This window comes from Arthrobacter sp. NPDC097144 (genome assembly GCF_044762205.1).
In the GTDB taxonomy this organism is placed as follows: Bacteria; Actinomycetota; Actinomycetes; order Actinomycetales; family Micrococcaceae; genus Arthrobacter_B.
The window spans coordinates 38,200-52,816 of the sequence record NZ_JBIWDW010000003.1; the positions used below are offsets into that span (position 1 = coordinate 38,200).

18 protein-coding genes are annotated in these 14,617 nt (G+C 64.9%); 11 read left to right on the forward strand and 7 right to left on the reverse strand.

Going from position 1 to position 14,617, the window contains the following annotated elements; translation table 11 throughout:
* Nucleotides 1–141 precede the first annotated feature (141 nt).
* A complete protein-coding gene (locus ACIQXM_RS07130) occupies nucleotides 142–948 on the reverse strand; it encodes a carbon-nitrogen hydrolase family protein (protein ID WP_400929689.1) in 807 nt (268 codons plus the stop codon).
* Between the two features lie 102 nt (nucleotides 949–1,050).
* Between ACIQXM_RS07130 and ACIQXM_RS07135 the strand changes: the two genes are divergently transcribed.
* The 3 genes from ACIQXM_RS07135 to ACIQXM_RS07145 all read left to right on the forward strand — a co-directional run bounded on the left by ACIQXM_RS07135 (nucleotide 1,051) and on the right by ACIQXM_RS07145 (nucleotide 2,957).
* Nucleotides 1,051–2,043 (forward strand): DUF2804 domain-containing protein, encoded by a 993-nt coding sequence (locus ACIQXM_RS07135; RefSeq protein WP_400929692.1) that lies wholly within the window; start codon nucleotides 1,051–1,053, stop codon nucleotides 2,041–2,043.
* Nucleotides 2,044–2,200: 157 nt separating this feature from the next.
* Nucleotides 2,201–2,629 (forward strand): large conductance mechanosensitive channel protein MscL, encoded by a 429-nt coding sequence (gene mscL / locus ACIQXM_RS07140; RefSeq protein ID WP_400929695.1) that lies wholly within the window; start codon nucleotides 2,201–2,203, stop codon nucleotides 2,627–2,629.
* Nucleotides 2,630–2,675: 46 nt separating this feature from the next.
* The gene (locus ACIQXM_RS07145) at nucleotides 2,676–2,957 is read left to right on the forward strand and encodes a VOC family protein (RefSeq protein WP_400929698.1); all 282 of its coding nucleotides are present in this window, start codon (nucleotides 2,676–2,678) and stop codon (nucleotides 2,955–2,957) included.
* 84 nt (nucleotides 2,958–3,041) lie between these two features.
* Here ACIQXM_RS07145 and ACIQXM_RS07150 read toward each other — a convergent pair whose 3' ends face one another.
* Entirely contained in the window at nucleotides 3,042–4,331 is a 1,290-nt protein-coding gene (locus ACIQXM_RS07150; protein ID WP_400929701.1) for an adenylosuccinate synthase, read from the reverse strand.
* Between the two features lie 231 nt (nucleotides 4,332–4,562).
* On the opposite strand from ACIQXM_RS07150, the gene ACIQXM_RS07155 reads away from it, so the two are divergent.
* The 4 genes from ACIQXM_RS07155 to ACIQXM_RS07170 all read left to right on the forward strand — a co-directional run bounded on the left by ACIQXM_RS07155 (nucleotide 4,563) and on the right by ACIQXM_RS07170 (nucleotide 7,124).
* Entirely contained in the window at nucleotides 4,563–5,156 is a 594-nt protein-coding gene (locus ACIQXM_RS07155; RefSeq protein WP_400929704.1) for a hypothetical protein, read from the forward strand.
* A gap of 217 nt (nucleotides 5,157–5,373) precedes the next feature.
* Nucleotides 5,374–5,733, forward strand: a complete 360-nt coding sequence (locus ACIQXM_RS07160; RefSeq protein WP_400930905.1) for an excalibur calcium-binding domain-containing protein — start codon at nucleotides 5,374–5,376, stop codon at nucleotides 5,731–5,733.
* Between the two features lie 195 nt (nucleotides 5,734–5,928).
* Entirely contained in the window at nucleotides 5,929–6,486 is a 558-nt protein-coding gene (locus ACIQXM_RS07165) for a sortase domain-bontaining protein (protein WP_400929707.1), read from the forward strand.
* A gap of 149 nt (nucleotides 6,487–6,635) precedes the next feature.
* Nucleotides 6,636–7,124: a DUF427 domain-containing protein gene (locus ACIQXM_RS07170; RefSeq protein ID WP_400929710.1), complete on the forward strand. Its 489-nt coding sequence runs from the start codon at nucleotides 6,636–6,638 to the stop codon at nucleotides 7,122–7,124.
* Nucleotides 7,125–7,190: 66 nt separating this feature from the next.
* On the opposite strand, the gene ACIQXM_RS07175 is transcribed toward ACIQXM_RS07170, so the two are convergent.
* The 3 genes from ACIQXM_RS07175 to ACIQXM_RS07185 form a co-directional block, all read right to left on the reverse strand.
* Complete coding sequence (locus ACIQXM_RS07175; protein ID WP_400929713.1) at nucleotides 7,191–7,619, reverse strand: DUF3151 domain-containing protein; 429 nt, start codon at nucleotides 7,617–7,619, stop codon at nucleotides 7,191–7,193.
* Nucleotides 7,619–8,638 carry a class II fructose-bisphosphate aldolase gene (gene fbaA, locus ACIQXM_RS07180; RefSeq protein ID WP_104053615.1) on the reverse strand — a complete coding sequence of 340 codons (1,020 nt, stop codon included), beginning with the start codon at nucleotides 8,636–8,638 and terminating at the stop codon, nucleotides 7,619–7,621. Before fbaA ends, ACIQXM_RS07175 begins: the two co-directional genes overlap by 1 nt.
* A gap of 143 nt (nucleotides 8,639–8,781) precedes the next feature.
* Nucleotides 8,782–9,420, reverse strand: a complete 639-nt coding sequence (locus ACIQXM_RS07185; RefSeq protein WP_400929716.1) for a TrmH family RNA methyltransferase — start codon at nucleotides 9,418–9,420, stop codon at nucleotides 8,782–8,784.
* A gap of 169 nt (nucleotides 9,421–9,589) precedes the next feature.
* On the opposite strand from ACIQXM_RS07185, the gene ACIQXM_RS07190 reads away from it, so the two are divergent.
* Nucleotides 9,590–10,342 (forward strand): HAD-IIA family hydrolase, encoded by a 753-nt coding sequence (locus ACIQXM_RS07190; RefSeq protein WP_400930907.1) that lies wholly within the window; start codon nucleotides 9,590–9,592, stop codon nucleotides 10,340–10,342.
* A 41-nt stretch (nucleotides 10,343–10,383) separates the two neighbouring features.
* On the opposite strand, the gene ACIQXM_RS07195 is transcribed toward ACIQXM_RS07190, so the two are convergent.
* Together ACIQXM_RS07195 and pyrE are read right to left on the reverse strand one after the other, a co-directional pair.
* Nucleotides 10,384–11,397, reverse strand: a complete 1,014-nt coding sequence (locus ACIQXM_RS07195; RefSeq protein ID WP_400929719.1) for an alpha/beta fold hydrolase — start codon at nucleotides 11,395–11,397, stop codon at nucleotides 10,384–10,386.
* Nucleotides 11,398–11,445: 48 nt separating this feature from the next.
* Complete coding sequence (gene pyrE / locus ACIQXM_RS07200) at nucleotides 11,446–12,015, reverse strand: orotate phosphoribosyltransferase (RefSeq protein WP_400929722.1); 570 nt, start codon at nucleotides 12,013–12,015, stop codon at nucleotides 11,446–11,448.
* A 65-nt stretch (nucleotides 12,016–12,080) separates the two neighbouring features.
* Here pyrE and nadE point away from each other — a divergent pair, with 65 nt between their 5' ends.
* From nadE to ACIQXM_RS07215, 3 genes are read left to right on the forward strand one after another with little or no spacing between them, the layout of a single operon-like run.
* Complete coding sequence (nadE, locus tag ACIQXM_RS07205) at nucleotides 12,081–12,917, forward strand: ammonia-dependent NAD(+) synthetase (protein ID WP_400929725.1); 837 nt, start codon at nucleotides 12,081–12,083, stop codon at nucleotides 12,915–12,917.
* 30 nt (nucleotides 12,918–12,947) lie between these two features.
* Nucleotides 12,948–13,751 (forward strand): exodeoxyribonuclease III, encoded by an 804-nt coding sequence (locus tag ACIQXM_RS07210; protein WP_400929728.1) that lies wholly within the window; start codon nucleotides 12,948–12,950, stop codon nucleotides 13,749–13,751.
* Nucleotides 13,752–13,753: 2 nt separating this feature from the next.
* Nucleotides 13,754–14,608 (forward strand): hypothetical protein, encoded by an 855-nt coding sequence (locus tag ACIQXM_RS07215; RefSeq protein WP_400929730.1) that lies wholly within the window; start codon nucleotides 13,754–13,756, stop codon nucleotides 14,606–14,608.
* The last annotated feature ends 9 nt before the right edge of the window (nucleotides 14,609–14,617 follow it).

Genomic DNA, 14,617 nt, shown 5'->3' on the forward strand with positions numbered 1-14,617 from the left:
TAAGAAACGACCGCAGCGGGGCTCGTTGGGGGGATAAGCCTCGGTGCGGTCGTTCCAAGCATGTAATCGTACCCGATTTGCGAAAACTTTCATCTCGTGGCCGTCTTAGTTACGGGGCCGAGCGTCAAACTCTGCCGGCCTTTATCCGGCGGAATTGATCCGCTCGTTGGCAGCAAACCGCCGGTTCTGCAGCACCGGGAGGAACTCGCGCACGTCGTCGATCCGTTTGCGGGTGACCTCCGCCGTGACCACGCCTTCGGCCTCGTCCTCCAGGAACGCCTGCGGCACTCCCATGGGATCCAAAATGGCAGAATGCCCCACCGTGTGGCGGCTGGAGGTTCCCGCCGCGGCCACCCAGACAGTGTTCTCAATGGCGCGTGCCTTCAGCAAGGTTTCCCAGTGCTCAATCTTGTGTTCGCCCTTGAACCAGGCGGCCGGCACGGCGAGCAGGTCCGCGCCCTGGTCCGTCAGTGCCCTGGCCAGCTCCGGGAAGCGGATGTCATAGCAGGTCATCAGCCCCACTTTGATGCCGCCCACCTCGGCCACCAATACGCCGCCGTCGCCCGGCTTGATGCGCGTGGATTCGGAATAGCTGAAGGCGTCGTACAGGTGCAGCTTGCGGTACGTGCCGGCAATCCGGCCGGTGGCGTCGATCAGCACCAGCGTGTTGTAGGGCCGGTCCTCGCCGCTGGATTCGTATCCGCCGGCGACGACAGCGATGCCCAGTTCGGCGGCCAGCATCGACAGCTGCTGCACAAAGGTGGTCCAGGAGGCGTCCACGGCGGCAGCCAGCGGGCCCTCGATCTTCCCCACGCTGAACATGGATTCCTCGGGAAAGACGATCAGCTCGGAACCCTCCGCCCGGGCCTTGGCCGCCAGGGTGCGCATCACGTCTAGGTTCTCCGCAACATCGCCCGTGGGACTGAACTGGCCTACGCTCACCAACATTTCCAACCGCCTTCTTCCGCAACCGAAGTTTCTCTCAGCCTAGACCAGGACCCCGGCGCGCAGAACGGGTTTTGCTGCGGGCGCCGCCTAGACTGGGGCCGCATGGACGAACTCACGCTGCCGACTGACCTGACTCTGGCCCGCGGAACCCTGAATCCGCTGGCCGTGGGCTACTCCCGCACTCCGCTGCACCGCACCGCACTGCCGAACGGACCTGCGGACCGGCTGCGGACCAAGCGGTGGGAGTATTGGGGCGTTTTGTCCCCCGAGCTGGCCGTGGGCATGACGATCGTGAATCTCGGATACGCGGCCAGCCTGCAGATCTATGTCCTGGTCCGGGCCACCGGGGAGGAAATCAGCAGTGAACCGCTGAAGATCCTGCGCGGCGCCGGGGACATCCAGCTTCCGGATACCCTGCCGCCGCTCACGGCCCTGGGAACAGTGGGGGACGTGACCCTGCGCTTCCATGACGACGGCGCCGGCACCCACCTGCGGGCACGCTCCCCGCGGGTGTCGGTGGATCTGTACGCCCCGGCTGAGGGGGATGTGCTGGGTGTGGTGGTTCCGTGGTCGGAGCGCCTCTTCCAGTACACGCTCAAGGACGTGGCCCGCCGGGTCACCGGGTCCGTCACCGTGGACGGTCAGACCTACACCGTGGGTGAAGACGCGTTTGCCGTGCTGGACCGGGGCCGCGGCCGCTGGCCGTACCGGACCGCCTGGACCTGGGGCGCGGGGTCGGGAACCGTCAACGGCACCCGGCTTGGCCTGCAGATTGGCGGGCAATGGACAGCAGGAACTCCGGCCACTGAAAACGCCCTGATCGTGGACGGCCGGCTGCATCATTACGACGGCGAACTGGAGTTCACGTATAACCTCACGGATCCGGACTCCAAGTGGACGGTTCACGGGCCGTGGATCGATGCGGTGCTGACGCCGTTCCACCGCCGAACCTCGGCCACCAAGCTTGGCATTATCTCGTCCGAGATTTGGCAGGCATTTGGCTCCTGGACCGGAACGGCCCGGACTCCGGACGGAACCGCGTACGTCCTTGACGGGTTGACGGGTTGGATCGAGGAGGCCCGGCACCGTTGGTGAACCCGCAGTCGCAGCGGCGTTTTCAGGCCGCTACCGGCTGCCGAAGGACATAACCGGCTCCTGCAGATCACCTCCGCGCCGGTAAATACCCCTGCGCAGGACTTGAATCTGAGGGTGAGGGAGGCGCCGCGGGTCCTGGGGCGGTTACTCTGGCCAGATGCTAAAGGGATTCAAGGACTTCATCATGAAGGGCAACGTGCTGGACCTGGCGGTTGCCGTCATCATCGGCGCAGCGTTTACGACCGTCGTGAACGCCCTGGTCAACTCGGTGCTTATGCCGTTCATCTCCGGGCTCGTCGGTTCGCCGAACTTCGACAGTTTCGCGGCGGTTAACTTCAACGGGAACCAGATTCAGTTTGGGGTCCTGCTGACCGCCGTCGTGAACTTCCTGCTCATTGCGGCGGCCGTGTACTTCGTGATCGTGATGCCGATGAACAAGATGATCGAACGGCGCAACCGCAGGCTGGGGATCACCCCGGAGCAGAGCGCGGATCCTCAGGTGATGCTCCTGACCGAGATCCGCGATGCGCTCACTTCGCAGCCGCCGAACGGAACAGCAAGCTCCCAGGGCGGGCCGAAACACTAATCGGGTTCCGGCCTCAGGGCAATCACTCCCCCGGAACAGGAGACTCATGGCCACCGTCATCTCGTCCATCGCGCTCGACGCACTGGATCCGCCGCTGCTGGCGCGGTTCTGGACCCAGGCGCTGGGCTACCGGGTCCTGGAGAGCAACGACGCCGATGTGATCTCCCTGGCCCCGGCTGACGGCTCAGGTCCGGACATCGACATCATTCCCGTACCCGAGCACAAGTCTCTCAAGAACCGGCTGCACCTGGACCTGCGGGCGGCCGGTGGCAGCACCCAGGAGCAGGAAGTGGAACGGCTGGAAGCACCGTTGACAGACGGCCTGTAGGGGCACAAAGCCGGTACAACAGGGGAAGGCCCCGCAGCCTCAGCTTGGAATCCAGGGCTGCGGGGCCTTCCTTATGTTGAAGTCCTACTCGCTGATCAGATCCCGGACCACAATGGTCTGATCCCTGTCCGGGCCCACGCCGATGGCGGAGAACCGGGTGCCGGACATCTTCTCCAAAGCCAGCACGTAGTCGCGGGCGTTCTTGGGCAGATCGTCCAGGGTCTTGGCGCCGGTGATGTCCTCGGTCCAGCCGTCAAAGTACTCGAAGATCGGCTTGGCATGGTGGAAGTCGGTCTGCGTCATCGGCATTTCGTCGAACCGCACGCCGTCGACGTCGTAGGCCACGCACACGGGAATCTGCTCGATCCCGGTGAGCACATCCAGCTTGGTCACAAAGTAGTCCGTGAAGCCGTTCACGCGGGAAGCGTGGCGCGCCAGCACGGCGTCGTACCAGCCGCAGCGGCGGGGGCGGCCGGTGTTGACACCGAATTCGCCGCCGGTCTTCTGCAGGTACAGCCCCATGTCATCGAAGAGCTCGGTGGGGAACGGACCGGCACCCACACGGGTGGTGTATGCCTTGATGATGCCCACGGCGCGGTTGATCCGGGTGGGCCCAATGCCCGATCCCACTGACGCACCGCCGGCGGTCGGGTTGGAGGACGTCACAAACGGATACGTGCCGTGGTCCACGTCCAGGAACGTCGCCTGGCCGCCTTCCATCAGGATGACCTTGCCCTCGTCCAGTGCGCGGTTCAGCTCGAATGTGGAGTCGATAACCATGGGACGCAGCCGGTCTGCGTAGGACAGGAAGTACTCAACCATTTCGTCGACGTCGACGTCGCGGCGGTTGTACACCTTGACCAGCAGCTGGTTCTTCTGCCGCAGGGAGCCTTCAACCTTCTGGCGCAGGATCGACTCGTCGAAGATGTCCTGGACCCGGATGCCCAGACGGGCCACCTTGTCCATGTAGGCCGGGCCGATGCCGCGGCCGGTGGTGCCAATGGCACGCTTGCCCAGGAAACGTTCGGTGACCTTGTCCATCACCTGGTGGAACGGGGCCACCAGGTGGGCGTTGGCGGAGATGCGCAGCTTGGACGTGTCCGCGCCGCGTGCTTCCAGGCCGTCGATCTCTGCGAAGAGCGCCTCCAGGTTCACCACACAGCCGTTGCCGATCACGGGAATGGCGTTGGGGCTCAGGATGCCGGCCGGGAGGAGCTTAAGTTCGTACTTTTCACCGCCGACGACGACGGTGTGGCCGGCGTTGTTCCCGCCGTTGGGCTTGACGACGTAATCGACGCGTCCCCCGAGCAGGTCTGTGGCCTTACCTTTACCTTCGTCGCCCCACTGGGCGCCGACGATGACAATTGCGGGCATGGGATCCTCCCCCATTAGTTACGAAAGGGGAAAAAACGCCGACGGCGCGATCCGCTTCCGTGCATGAGAATGCCCCTAAACTCGCAGGCCGGGCCTGAATTGGTTGTGAACCGGGTCTAGCCGGAGTCGCGGGGCTCTTACCTACCAAGTTTAGCCGATTGTGGGTCCCCTGCCCTTTTGGCGGCGCCACACCGGGTATTACTTGGAGCAATCCCGGCGTAACGTAGCCCGATGGACCGTTTTCGCGGCTTTATTGCCGGCATTGGCACCACCTCCGGTACTCGCTTGGTGGTGGGCCACTGGCTGGAATCCCCGTTCGGGGCATTTACGGATGTCATGGCGGAGAACGCGGCCGGGTCCCGGCTGCTGCTGGCACCCAGTCCGGAAATCGCCGAGTATGTGGGCGGCACCTATCATTTTGATGCCGTGGACGTGGGCGACGTGGAGGCCCGTCTCACCGCGAACCACCTGCTGGTCAGCGCCGGGCCGCTGCGGCTGAACGTCGATTTGGGAGCCCGGACCGTGCTGGGACGGATGCTGGAGCGCATTCCGCCTGTTGTAGCCGTACATCCGCGCTGGCTGGGCGCCATTAACCCGCTGGCAGGACTGCTGGTCCCGGGCGTGCGGACGGCCGGTTCAGCCGGCGGCGAGCGCCGTGAGTATTACGGCGTCCGGTCCATCCGCTCCCTTACCGGAGCGCAGGCCAGTTGGGACGGGCGGGATTTGGGCAGCTTGTCCGCCATAGACCCGCCCGTCCGCTTCGGATTCAGCTCCGTTCCACCCAAACCGCAAATTGTGGCCGTGACTACGAGCATCATTCCCTGAGCCGCTTTTGGCCCGGTTTTTCCTGGCGTTCGCTGACCCAAAAAGGCGGGCTACCCGGGTGACAAAACTACCTCCTCCATACTCTCTTTCCTGGCAGCCATCACTCGGATGACTACTTCACACGGAAAGCAGAGCCACAATGAAAAAACGCACTGCAGGACTCGCACTCGCAGCAGCAACCGGCCTCTCGGCCCTATCCGCGACCCCGGCTTTCGCAATGACGACGCCCTATCCCAACTGTGACGCTGCTGCTGCGAACGGCGTCTACAACATTCCCTCCAGCGACCCAGGCTATGCTCCCGGCCTGGATAGGGACAAGGACGGAATAGCATGCGAAAACCCCGAGTCGACGCCAACTCTCCCACCCACGACCACGCCCAGTAGTCCACCCACCACTCCGCCCTTGCCGACCGATCAAATGAGCGGCATGCCCAGGGGCGGGGTTGATGCCGGTGTAACTCCGGATCAGGGATCAGGCCTCGGTTCGGTTGCCCTGGCCGGCGGGCTGGTTCTGGCAGCGGCCGGGGCCGGGGCCGGGGCATACGTTGTTCGCCGCCGGAGCGGGAACCATGCCTAATTCCAGGCGCACGGGCTGCGCTGCGGGGTCCCACCGCCCATGATCCCGCTGACAGCACCCATGACGGGCGGCCGCAGGAGCCTTCGCGCAACTGCGGCCGCCGGTCTGCTCATCGCATCCGCGGGGCTTTCCGCCTGCGGTTCAGGATCGGGAGCCGGCGCCGCACCGCCAACAGCATCATCCTGGCAATCGCCCGTGCCCTCTCCCCGGCAGACAACGGACACCAGCAGCACAGCGGATAACAGCAACGCAGCGGAGGCAACCGGCACATCAGCGCCTCCTCAAACCTTGAACGCCGAGACCGCAGCCCTTCCCCGCACCTTGGAACTTCCATCCATCGGTGCGGGATCCGACCTGATGCAGGTTGGCCTGCGCGCTGACGGCGTCCTGGAAGTTCCTCCAGGGAATCCGGGGGCACCGGCTGCCTGGTACACCGGTTCGCCGCGTCCGGGAGCCGCCGGACCGGCCGTGCTCCTTGGCCACGTGAATGCGGAGGACGGCGGGCCGGGTGTCTTCGCCGGCCTGCGCGAACTGAAGCCCGGCGACGAAGTCCGTATCCAGCGCGAGGACGGTTCCGCCGTCGTATTCATTGTGGTGTTCGGCGAGCCCTATCCCAAGGATGCCTTTCCCACCGAGAAGGTCTATGGCAACACTGAAGGACCTGAACTCCGCTTGATCACCTGTGACGGTTATGACGCGAAAACAGGCACCTTCGAGGACAACTACGTTGTCTACGCCAGCCTGGCCCGGTAGCCCGTCACCCGACCGTCACAAAGGCCGCTGCGGTTAACTGCCGGGGTGAGCCATCCGCAGGGGCTTTGGCCGCGAACCCCGGCTTAACCCGGGTCAAGGAGAGAGCCAGGGGAAACGTCCGGCTGAAGCCGGCATGCGAAAGGCTGGCCATGGAACAGGAACATTCACACCGCACCGTGGAATCCGTCTGGGACTACCCCCGTCCGCCGCGCGTGGAACCCACGTCGGAGCATGTGCAGGTTTTCCTCGGCGGGCAGCTGGTAGCGGACACCACTGCAGCTGTCCGGGTCCTCGAAACCAGCCATCCCCCGGTGTACTACATCCCCCTGGAGGACTTTGCGCCGGACTCGCTCATTCCGGCCAGCGGATCCACCTGGTGTGAATTCAAGGGGCAAGCCGCCTACTTTGACGTCATCGGCGGAGACGTTCGGGCGGACCGCGCAGCCTGGACCTATCCTGATCCCGTCCCCGGCTACGGGCCCCTGGCCAGTCGGGCGGCGGTGTATCCGGGCAGGATGGACCGCTGCACCGTGGACGGCGAGGAGGTCCAGGCGCAGGAGGGCGACTTCTACGGCGGCTGGATTACGGGACGCGTCACCGGACCCTTCAAGGGCGCGCCGGGGACCGGCGGCTGGTGACACGGCAAAGGCCGGGTGTCCCGCAGAAGCGGGGCACCCGGCCTTTGGACGGCCGTCAGGCCAGGGTCAGGACTCGCGTCCTTCAATGGCAACCTTCGCCTGCGGGTCCGATTCATTCAGGAACTTGGTAATACGGTCCACTTCCTCGGACTCGCCGATGGCCGCTGCTGCACGGCCGAGGGCGTACAGCGCACGCAGGAAGCCCTGGTTGGGAACGTGCTCCCAGGGGATGGGTCCCGCACCGCGCCATCCGGAGCGGCGCAGCGCATCCAGACCGCGGTGGTAGCCCACCCGCGCGTAGGCGTAGGACTCGATGGTGCGCCCTTCGTCGAAGGCCTCGTCGGCCAGGATGGCCCAGACCTGTGAAGAAGTGGGGTGTTTCGCTGCCAGGTCCAAGGCCTCATCGCCGGCTTCAAGGCGTGCGACGACGTCGGACTCCTCGGGCAGGTAGGTGGGCTCTGGTCCGAGCAGGTTCTTGCGGAATTCATCTGACATTAGAGGGACTTGCCTGCCGATCCTAGGTTCTGTGCTGCTTCCACCACACGGGCGGACATGCCGGCTTCCGCCGAGGCACCCCACACGCGCGGGTCGTACTGCTTCTTGTTGCCAACTTCGCCGTCGACCTTCAGGACGCCGTCGTAGTTGCGGAACATGTGGTCCACCACGGGACGGGTGTACGCGTACTGGGTGTCGGTGTCGATGTTCATCTTCACCACGCCGTAGGACACGGCGTCCGCGATTTCCTGCGCCGAGGAGCCGGAACCGCCGTGGAAAACCAGGTCAAACGGGCGTTCGCGGCCGATGGATTCGCCCACGGCATCCTGGATGTCCTTGAGGATTTCCGGACGCAGCTTCACGCCGCCGGGCTTGTACACGCCGTGGACGTTGCCGAAGGTCAGGGCGGTCAGGTAGCGGCCCTTGTCACCGGCGCCCAAGGCCTCGATGGTCTTCATGCCGTCGGCCACCGTGGTGTAGAGCTTTTCGTTGATGGCGTTCTCCACGCCGTCTTCCTCACCGCCGACAGTGCCGATTTCCACCTCGAGGATCATCTTGGCGGCGTGGGTGCGGGCCAGCAGCTCCTGGGCGATGCGCAGGTTGTCCTCGAGGGTTTCAGCCGAGCCGTCCCACATGTGGGAGTTGAAGATGGGATCTTCGCCGCGCTTGACCGCTGCTTCGGAGGCCGCGAGGAGGGGAAGGACAAAGTCGTCCAGTTTGTCCTTGGGGCAGTGGTCCGTGTGCAGGGCGATGTTCACGTTGTAGCTCTTGGCAACTTCGCGGGCGTAGGCCGCGAACGCCAGCGAGCCGGTGACCATGTTCTTGATCTTGGCGCCGGACCAGTAGGCGGCCCCGCCGGTGGAAACCTGGACGATGCCGTCCGAGCCTGCCTCCGCAAACCCTGCAAGCGCGGCGTTAAGCGTTTGGGACGAGGTGACGTTCACGGCCGGGTAGGCGAATCCCCCGGCCTTCGCGCGGTCGATCATCTCGGCATAAATCTCAGGGGTTGCAATAGGCATGCTGACTCCAAAGTCGATAGCGGCAGGGCCGGGGCCCTCATTGGCTTCCTACATCCTAGCCACAAGTATCCGTCCGGCAGCAGGTCATGTCACCGGGGAACGGACCACGGCGCCACAAGGAACAAAAGGGCGTCCCTTTTTCGTCAATTTACCTTTTGGCCGAAGACATGGCGCCGGATCCAGCCGTGCATTGCAATAGCCGCTGCCGAGCCGGCATTGATGGAACGGGTGGAGCCAAATTGGGCGATGGAAAGGGTGGCCTCCGCGGCTGCGTGGACCTCCGCGCTGAGGCCCGGTCCCTCCTGCCCAAACACCAGGACACAGTTTTCCGGCAATTCGTAGGTCTCCAGCGGCACGGAGTCCGGAAAGTTGTCGATGCCGATGATGTGCAGGTCCTCGCTCCGCGCCCATTCCACGAAGTCCTCCACCGTGGGGTGGTGGCGCACGTGCTGGTAGCGGTCGGTGACCATGGCTCCGCGGCGGTTCCAGCGCCGTCGTCCGATGATGTGCACTTCCTTGGCCATGAAGGCATTGGCGGTGCGCACCACTGTGCCAATGTTGAAGTCATGCTGCCAGTTCTCGATGGCAACGTGGAACGGATGCCGCTTGGTGTCCAGGTCCGCCACGATTGCCTCGTGGTTCCAGTAGCGGTACTCGTCCACCACGTTGCGGGCGTCGCCGTTGGCCAGCAGCTCCGGGTCCCAATGGTCGCCCTCAGGGAGCGGACCTTCCCACGGGCCTACGCCCACCTGGTGCGCAGGCGCAGTTTCAACTGTTTCCACGGGCGGCTCCGGCAATTGCTCAACGCTCTCTATCACCCTTCAAGCGTAAGGTGAAAGACTGGACCGCACGATCGCGGCAACGAGCGATGAGACCGGGAACACCCGTCGGTGTGAACTGAAAAGGAACAATGTGGGCGAAAACGAGAACATTGAATGCTGGCTGACGGACATGGACGGCGTCCTGGTCCATGAGAACAATCCCATTCCGGGTGCAGCCGAACTCATTGACCGTTGGGTGGCCACCTCCAAGCGGTTCCTGGTGCTGACCAACAACTCGATTTACACTCCGCGGGACCTCGCGGCCCGGCTGCATGCCTCCGGCCTGGAAATCCCCGAGGAAAACCTGTGGACGTCGGCGCTGGCCACGGCCGAGTTCCTGAAGGACCAGGTCAAGAACGCCGGTGTACCGGGACGCTGCTTCGTGGTGGGCGAAGCCGGGCTCACCACTGCCCTGCATGAAGCCGGAATGATCCTCACGGACACCAACCCGGACTATGTGGTGCTGGGCGAAACCCGCACCTATTCCTTCGGCACCATCACCAAGGCCATCCGCCTGATCATGGGAGGCGCGCGCTTTATCGCCACCAATCCCGACGTCACCGGCCCGTCCCCGGAAGGCCCGCTGCCGGCCACCGGAGCCATCGCGGCCCTGATCACCGCCGCCACCAACATGAAGCCCTATATTGTGGGCAAGCCCAACCCCATGATGTTCCGCTCCGCGATGCGCAAGATCGATGCGCATTCAGAAAGCACCGCAATGATCGGTGACCGGATGGACACGGACATCATTGCGGGCATCGAGGCCGGGCTGACCACCGTCCTGGTCCTTAGCGGCATCACCCAGCGCGAAGACATCAATTCCTATCCGTTCCGGCCCACCCAGATCGTCAACTCGGTCTCGGACCTGATCAGCACGGTGTAGTCCGGCAGGCGGCCGGCGTTCGCCAGCTTAGGAACCGGATCCTAGAACACGGACTTCAGGCCGCCGCCCCGCTCCGCGGGCGAGTACAGCCGCAGCACTTCACCCACCACGCGCTGGTAAACACCCGGATTCCACTGCGGGCTGGCATGCGCCGGTCCGGCACCCTCGGTCACCAGGGAGTCGGACACCAGGTTCTTCGGAAACGCGGCAGCCCATCCCTCACGGGTGCTTTGGTAGTTCACCGTGCGGTCGTCCGGATTCCCGATGAAGGCCAGGGACGTGCCGCCCAGGGAATCCGCGTAGCGCCGCGCGTCGTAGTGGTAAATGTAGGACGCCTGCGACTGGATCAGCGTGGTGGACGGTGCCAGCGGGGAGAGCTGTTCCAGGGTCTGGTCCGCCACGGTGCGCCAGGTGCGTTCATGTTTGTGCAGCACCCGCTCACCCAGCTCGTATCCGCCGCGCACCACGCTGGGGATCCGGTAGCCGGCGTCGTACAGGGCCACCGCCCCTTCAAACATGTCATGGTCCAGGACATCCGCGCCCGCGGCCGGGCTGGAGTCCAGGATGATCAGTTCGACGGCGATGCCGCGCTCCCGCAGCCGGGCCGCCACCTGTACGGCCAGCATGCCGCCAAAACTGTGCCCGTAGAAGTAGATGCGCCGCATCTGATGAATACGGATGTACCGGAACACGGCGGCAACAATGTCTTCCACGTCCAGGCCCCGGTTGGAATATCCGATGCCGGCCAGCTGCCCCCGCAGGGTGAGTGCCGGGCGCAGGGAATTCAGGATCCAGACCGCCTCTTCCCAGCTGGTCTTATAGCCGGGAAAGAGGAACCAGGTGGCGGCGGGAAAGCGCCGTTCGGCTGTCTCGTCGCGGACACGCAGGATCTCCAGGTCCTCCCGGTACCGCTGGATCAGCCGGGTCACGAACAGGTCCGAGGCCAGCGTCAGCCCCAGGACGCTCCCGGCCAGGAACCGGCGGCGGGAGAATCGCTTGAGATTGGCCGCGGTCCGCAGGAACTCCGCCGGATCTTCGTTTCCGTGCGGGCTCACGGGCGGACCCACAAGCGGACCGGTTCCCGCAGCCGGCCCCTGCCGGGCCTAGTCCAGGCCCAGCTCATCCTTGCCGAAGGCATACAGGTAGGGCACGCCGGCTTCGGCTTCAATGCGCTCCTTCGATCCGGTGTCCCGGTCCACGATCACGGCAACGGCCACCACGTTTCCGCCGGCCCGGCGGACACCTTCCACGGCTGCCAGCGCTGATCCGCCGGTGGTGGATGTGTCTTCCAGGACCACCACGTTGCGGCCGGCAACGTCGGGGCCCTCAACCTGGCGGCCCATGCCGTAGGACTTCTGGGCCTTGCGCACCACAAAGGCGTCAATCGGCCGGCCGGCGCGGGCACCGGCATTCATGACGGCCGTTGCCACCGGGTCCGCACCCATGGTCAGACCGCCGGCGCTCTCGAAGGAAATGCCCGCTCCGTCGATCAGGTCCAGCATCACGTCACCCACCAGCTGGGAGGCTTCGTGGTGCAGGGTGATGCGGCGCAGGTCAATGTAGTAGTCGGCCTCCGCACCGGAGGAAAGAATGACCTTGCCGCGGACCACGGCCAATTCGCTGATCAAATCCAGGAGGCGGGCACGGGCGGCGGGAAGAACAGGCGCAGTCATGGCTTTCATCCTAGCCGAGTGCCCGGCCGGGACAGAGCTATGACGGGAGATATAGGGTGGATCACATGCGCCAACTACAAGCTGAAATCATCGCCGAAATGGGCGTGCAGCCCACCATCGATGCCGCTGCGGAAATCCGCCGCCGAGTGGATTTCCTGAAGTCCTACCTGGCAGCCTCCCGCACCGGCGGTTTTGTCCTGGGAATCAGCGGGGGAATCGACTCCACGCTGGCGGGCCGCCTGGCCCAGCTGGCCGTCGATGAACTCCGCGCCGAGGGGACCGAGGCGCAGTTCATTGCCCTGCGCCTGCCGTACCAGGTCCAGCATGATGAGGCGGATGCCCAGGCGGCACTGGAGTTCATCCGCCCCAGCCTCTCCTGGGTCTACAACGTTGCTCCGGCCGTTGACGGCTATGAGGAGGAGTACGTGAAGATGAGCGGCGAGCGGATCAGTGATTTCAACAAGGGCAACATCAAGGCCCGGGCCCGGATGACCGCCCAGTACGCTGTGGCAGGCCAGCACAACCTGCTGGTGGTTGGAACGGACCACGGGGCGGAATCCGTCACCGGCTTCTTCACGAAGTACGGCGACGGCGGAGCGGATGTCCTGCCGCTGTTCGGCTTGAACAAGCGCCAGAACCGGCAGCTGCTGACCGAGCTCGGAGCTCCGGAGCTCCTGGTGCACAAGGCTCCCACGGCGGACCTGCTGGATGACGCCCCGGGCCAGACCGATGAGACGGAGCTGGGAATCAGCTACGACACCATCGACGATTACCTTGAAGGCCGGGAGGTTCCCGAGGAGGCCGCGGAGAAGATTGAACGCCGGTTCCTGATGACCCGGCACAAGCGCACCGTTCCCGTCAGCATTCTGGACTCCTGGTGGAAGCCTGAAAGCATGCCCTGATCGGGGCGCACATTCGGTAACGTAGCAAGGGTGAAGATTGCTACCTGGAACGTGAACTCCATCCGTGCCCGTGCCGACCGCGTTGAGGCGTGGCTGCGGCGCTCCGACGCCGATGTCCTGGCCATACAGGAAACCAAGGCCAAGGACGAGAATTTTCCGTGGGAAATCTTTGAGAACAACGGCTATGAAGTGGCGCATTTTGGCCTGAGCCAGTGGAACGGCGTGGCCATCGCCTCCCGGGTGGGGCTCGACGACGTCGAGCGCACCTTCCCGGGCCAGCCTGCGTTCGGGAAGACCGAGGCAACCACCGCCACGGAGGCCCGCGCAATCGGCGCCACCTGCAACGGCGTCCGCGTCTGGAGCCTGTACGTGCCCAACGGGCGGGCAGTGGGGGATCCGCACATGCCGTACAAGCTGCAGTGGCTGGATGTCCTGAAGGACCAGGCCGCAGGCTGGATCAAGGAAAACCCGGAGCTGCCGCTGGCACTGATGGGCGACTGGAACATCGCTCCCCGGGATGAGGACGTGTGGGACATTGACTGGTTCCGCGCCCAGAACGCCACCCACATCACCGAGCCGGAGCGGGCGGCATTCCAGGCGTTCCTCGACGCCGGATTCACCGACGTCGTCCGCCCCTATACACCCGGCCCCGGTGTCTATACTTACTGGGACTACACGCAGCTGCGTTTCCCGAAGAAGGAAGGCATGCGCATCGACTTCATCCTCGGCTCTCCCGCTTTTGCCTCCCGCGTTACCGGCGCTTCCATTGATCGTGAGGAGCGCAAAGGCAAGGGCGCGTCAGACCACGCTCCCGTGATGGTGGAGCTGGACTGACCATGAGCGCGCACCCCCAGCGCTCCCTGTACCGCACGTTCCCCTACGTGTCCCACCTGCGTGTCTACGAGCCGCTGGACGTGTTCGACGACGACCAGCAGCTGGTCATCCTGGAACAGCGTGCACGGGGCCGCCATGAAACGGAAGTCCTGGAGCGCGCCGACGCCGTCCGGCGGCTGGTCCGTGCGGTGTCGGACCCGTTCCCGCACGGTTCCACGGACCTGGTGCGGGTGCTGCACTACCCCGGCCATGAAGGCTCCACCCGCCCGCTGTACTGCCCCAACCAGCTCGCCGTCCGGACCTCGCTCGCTGCGGAGTCGCTGGGCGAAAGCATCCGCGGCCCGCTCGTGGACGTGCTGGTGCCCGAGGTGGCCCGGGAGGCGCATGCCGCACGCATAGACCCCGATTCCTTTGCCGACTCGCTGGCGCGGCTGCACACCCGGTCCGCTACCTGGGGTGTGCCGTTCGGCTGGTTTGTGCTTCTGCATGAGGAGGACCACAGCGAGGTGGTGGAGGATGACGGAAAGGTCCAGACCGTGCGGCTCTCCGCCCCCGTTGCCCAGTGCCTGGACCGTGCCCGCCGTGCCACCGCCGCGCTGGCGCTGGCCGCACCCGAGCTGGACCTGCTGGACGAGCTCGACGAGCTGACCAACTGGCTGGAAGTCTTTTCGGAGGATGCCGTGCTGGAGCTCGATTACGGCCCCGTGGCGGACCTCGTTTTCCCTGACGACTCCCCCTCGGACGTCCGGCTGGGCATTGAATCCCTCGCCGAAGGGGACATGACCGGCGCCGCCGCGTCCTACCGGAGACTGGCGAACCGCTGGATTCCGATCCGTCAGCTGGCCCGCGCGAGCTGACGGACCCGG

What these genes read in the sequence shown, in the direction of transcription:
- ACIQXM_RS07130 (WP_400929689.1), bottom strand. Translation starts at nt 948, where the DNA reads ATGTTGGTGAGCGTAGGCCAGTTCAGTCCCACGGGCGATGTTGCGGAG.
- ACIQXM_RS07215 (WP_400929730.1), top strand. Translation starts at nt 13,754, where the DNA reads ATGAGCGCGCACCCCCAGCGCTCCCTGTACCGCACGTTCCCCTACGTG.
- ACIQXM_RS07155 (WP_400929704.1), top strand. Translation starts at nt 4,563, where the DNA reads ATGGACCGTTTTCGCGGCTTTATTGCCGGCATTGGCACCACCTCCGGT.
- nadE (WP_400929725.1), top strand. Translation starts at nt 12,081, where the DNA reads ATGCGCCAACTACAAGCTGAAATCATCGCCGAAATGGGCGTGCAGCCC.
- fbaA (WP_104053615.1), bottom strand. Translation starts at nt 8,638, where the DNA reads ATGCCTATTGCAACCCCTGAGATTTATGCCGAGATGATCGACCGCGCG.
- ACIQXM_RS07160 (WP_400930905.1), top strand. Translation starts at nt 5,374, where the DNA reads ATGACGACGCCCTATCCCAACTGTGACGCTGCTGCTGCGAACGGCGTC.
- pyrE (WP_400929722.1), bottom strand. Translation starts at nt 12,015, where the DNA reads ATGACTGCGCCTGTTCTTCCCGCCGCCCGTGCCCGCCTCCTGGATTTG.
- ACIQXM_RS07190 (WP_400930907.1), top strand. Translation starts at nt 9,590, where the DNA reads ATGGACGGCGTCCTGGTCCATGAGAACAATCCCATTCCGGGTGCAGCC.
- ACIQXM_RS07170 (WP_400929710.1), top strand. Translation starts at nt 6,636, where the DNA reads ATGGAACAGGAACATTCACACCGCACCGTGGAATCCGTCTGGGACTAC.
- ACIQXM_RS07135 (WP_400929692.1), top strand. Translation starts at nt 1,051, where the DNA reads ATGGACGAACTCACGCTGCCGACTGACCTGACTCTGGCCCGCGGAACC.
- ACIQXM_RS07175 (WP_400929713.1), bottom strand. Translation starts at nt 7,619, where the DNA reads ATGTCAGATGAATTCCGCAAGAACCTGCTCGGACCAGAGCCCACCTAC.
- ACIQXM_RS07150 (WP_400929701.1), bottom strand. Translation starts at nt 4,331, where the DNA reads ATGCCCGCAATTGTCATCGTCGGCGCCCAGTGGGGCGACGAAGGTAAA.
- mscL (WP_400929695.1), top strand. Translation starts at nt 2,201, where the DNA reads ATGCTAAAGGGATTCAAGGACTTCATCATGAAGGGCAACGTGCTGGAC.
- ACIQXM_RS07145 (WP_400929698.1), top strand. Translation starts at nt 2,676, where the DNA reads ATGGCCACCGTCATCTCGTCCATCGCGCTCGACGCACTGGATCCGCCG.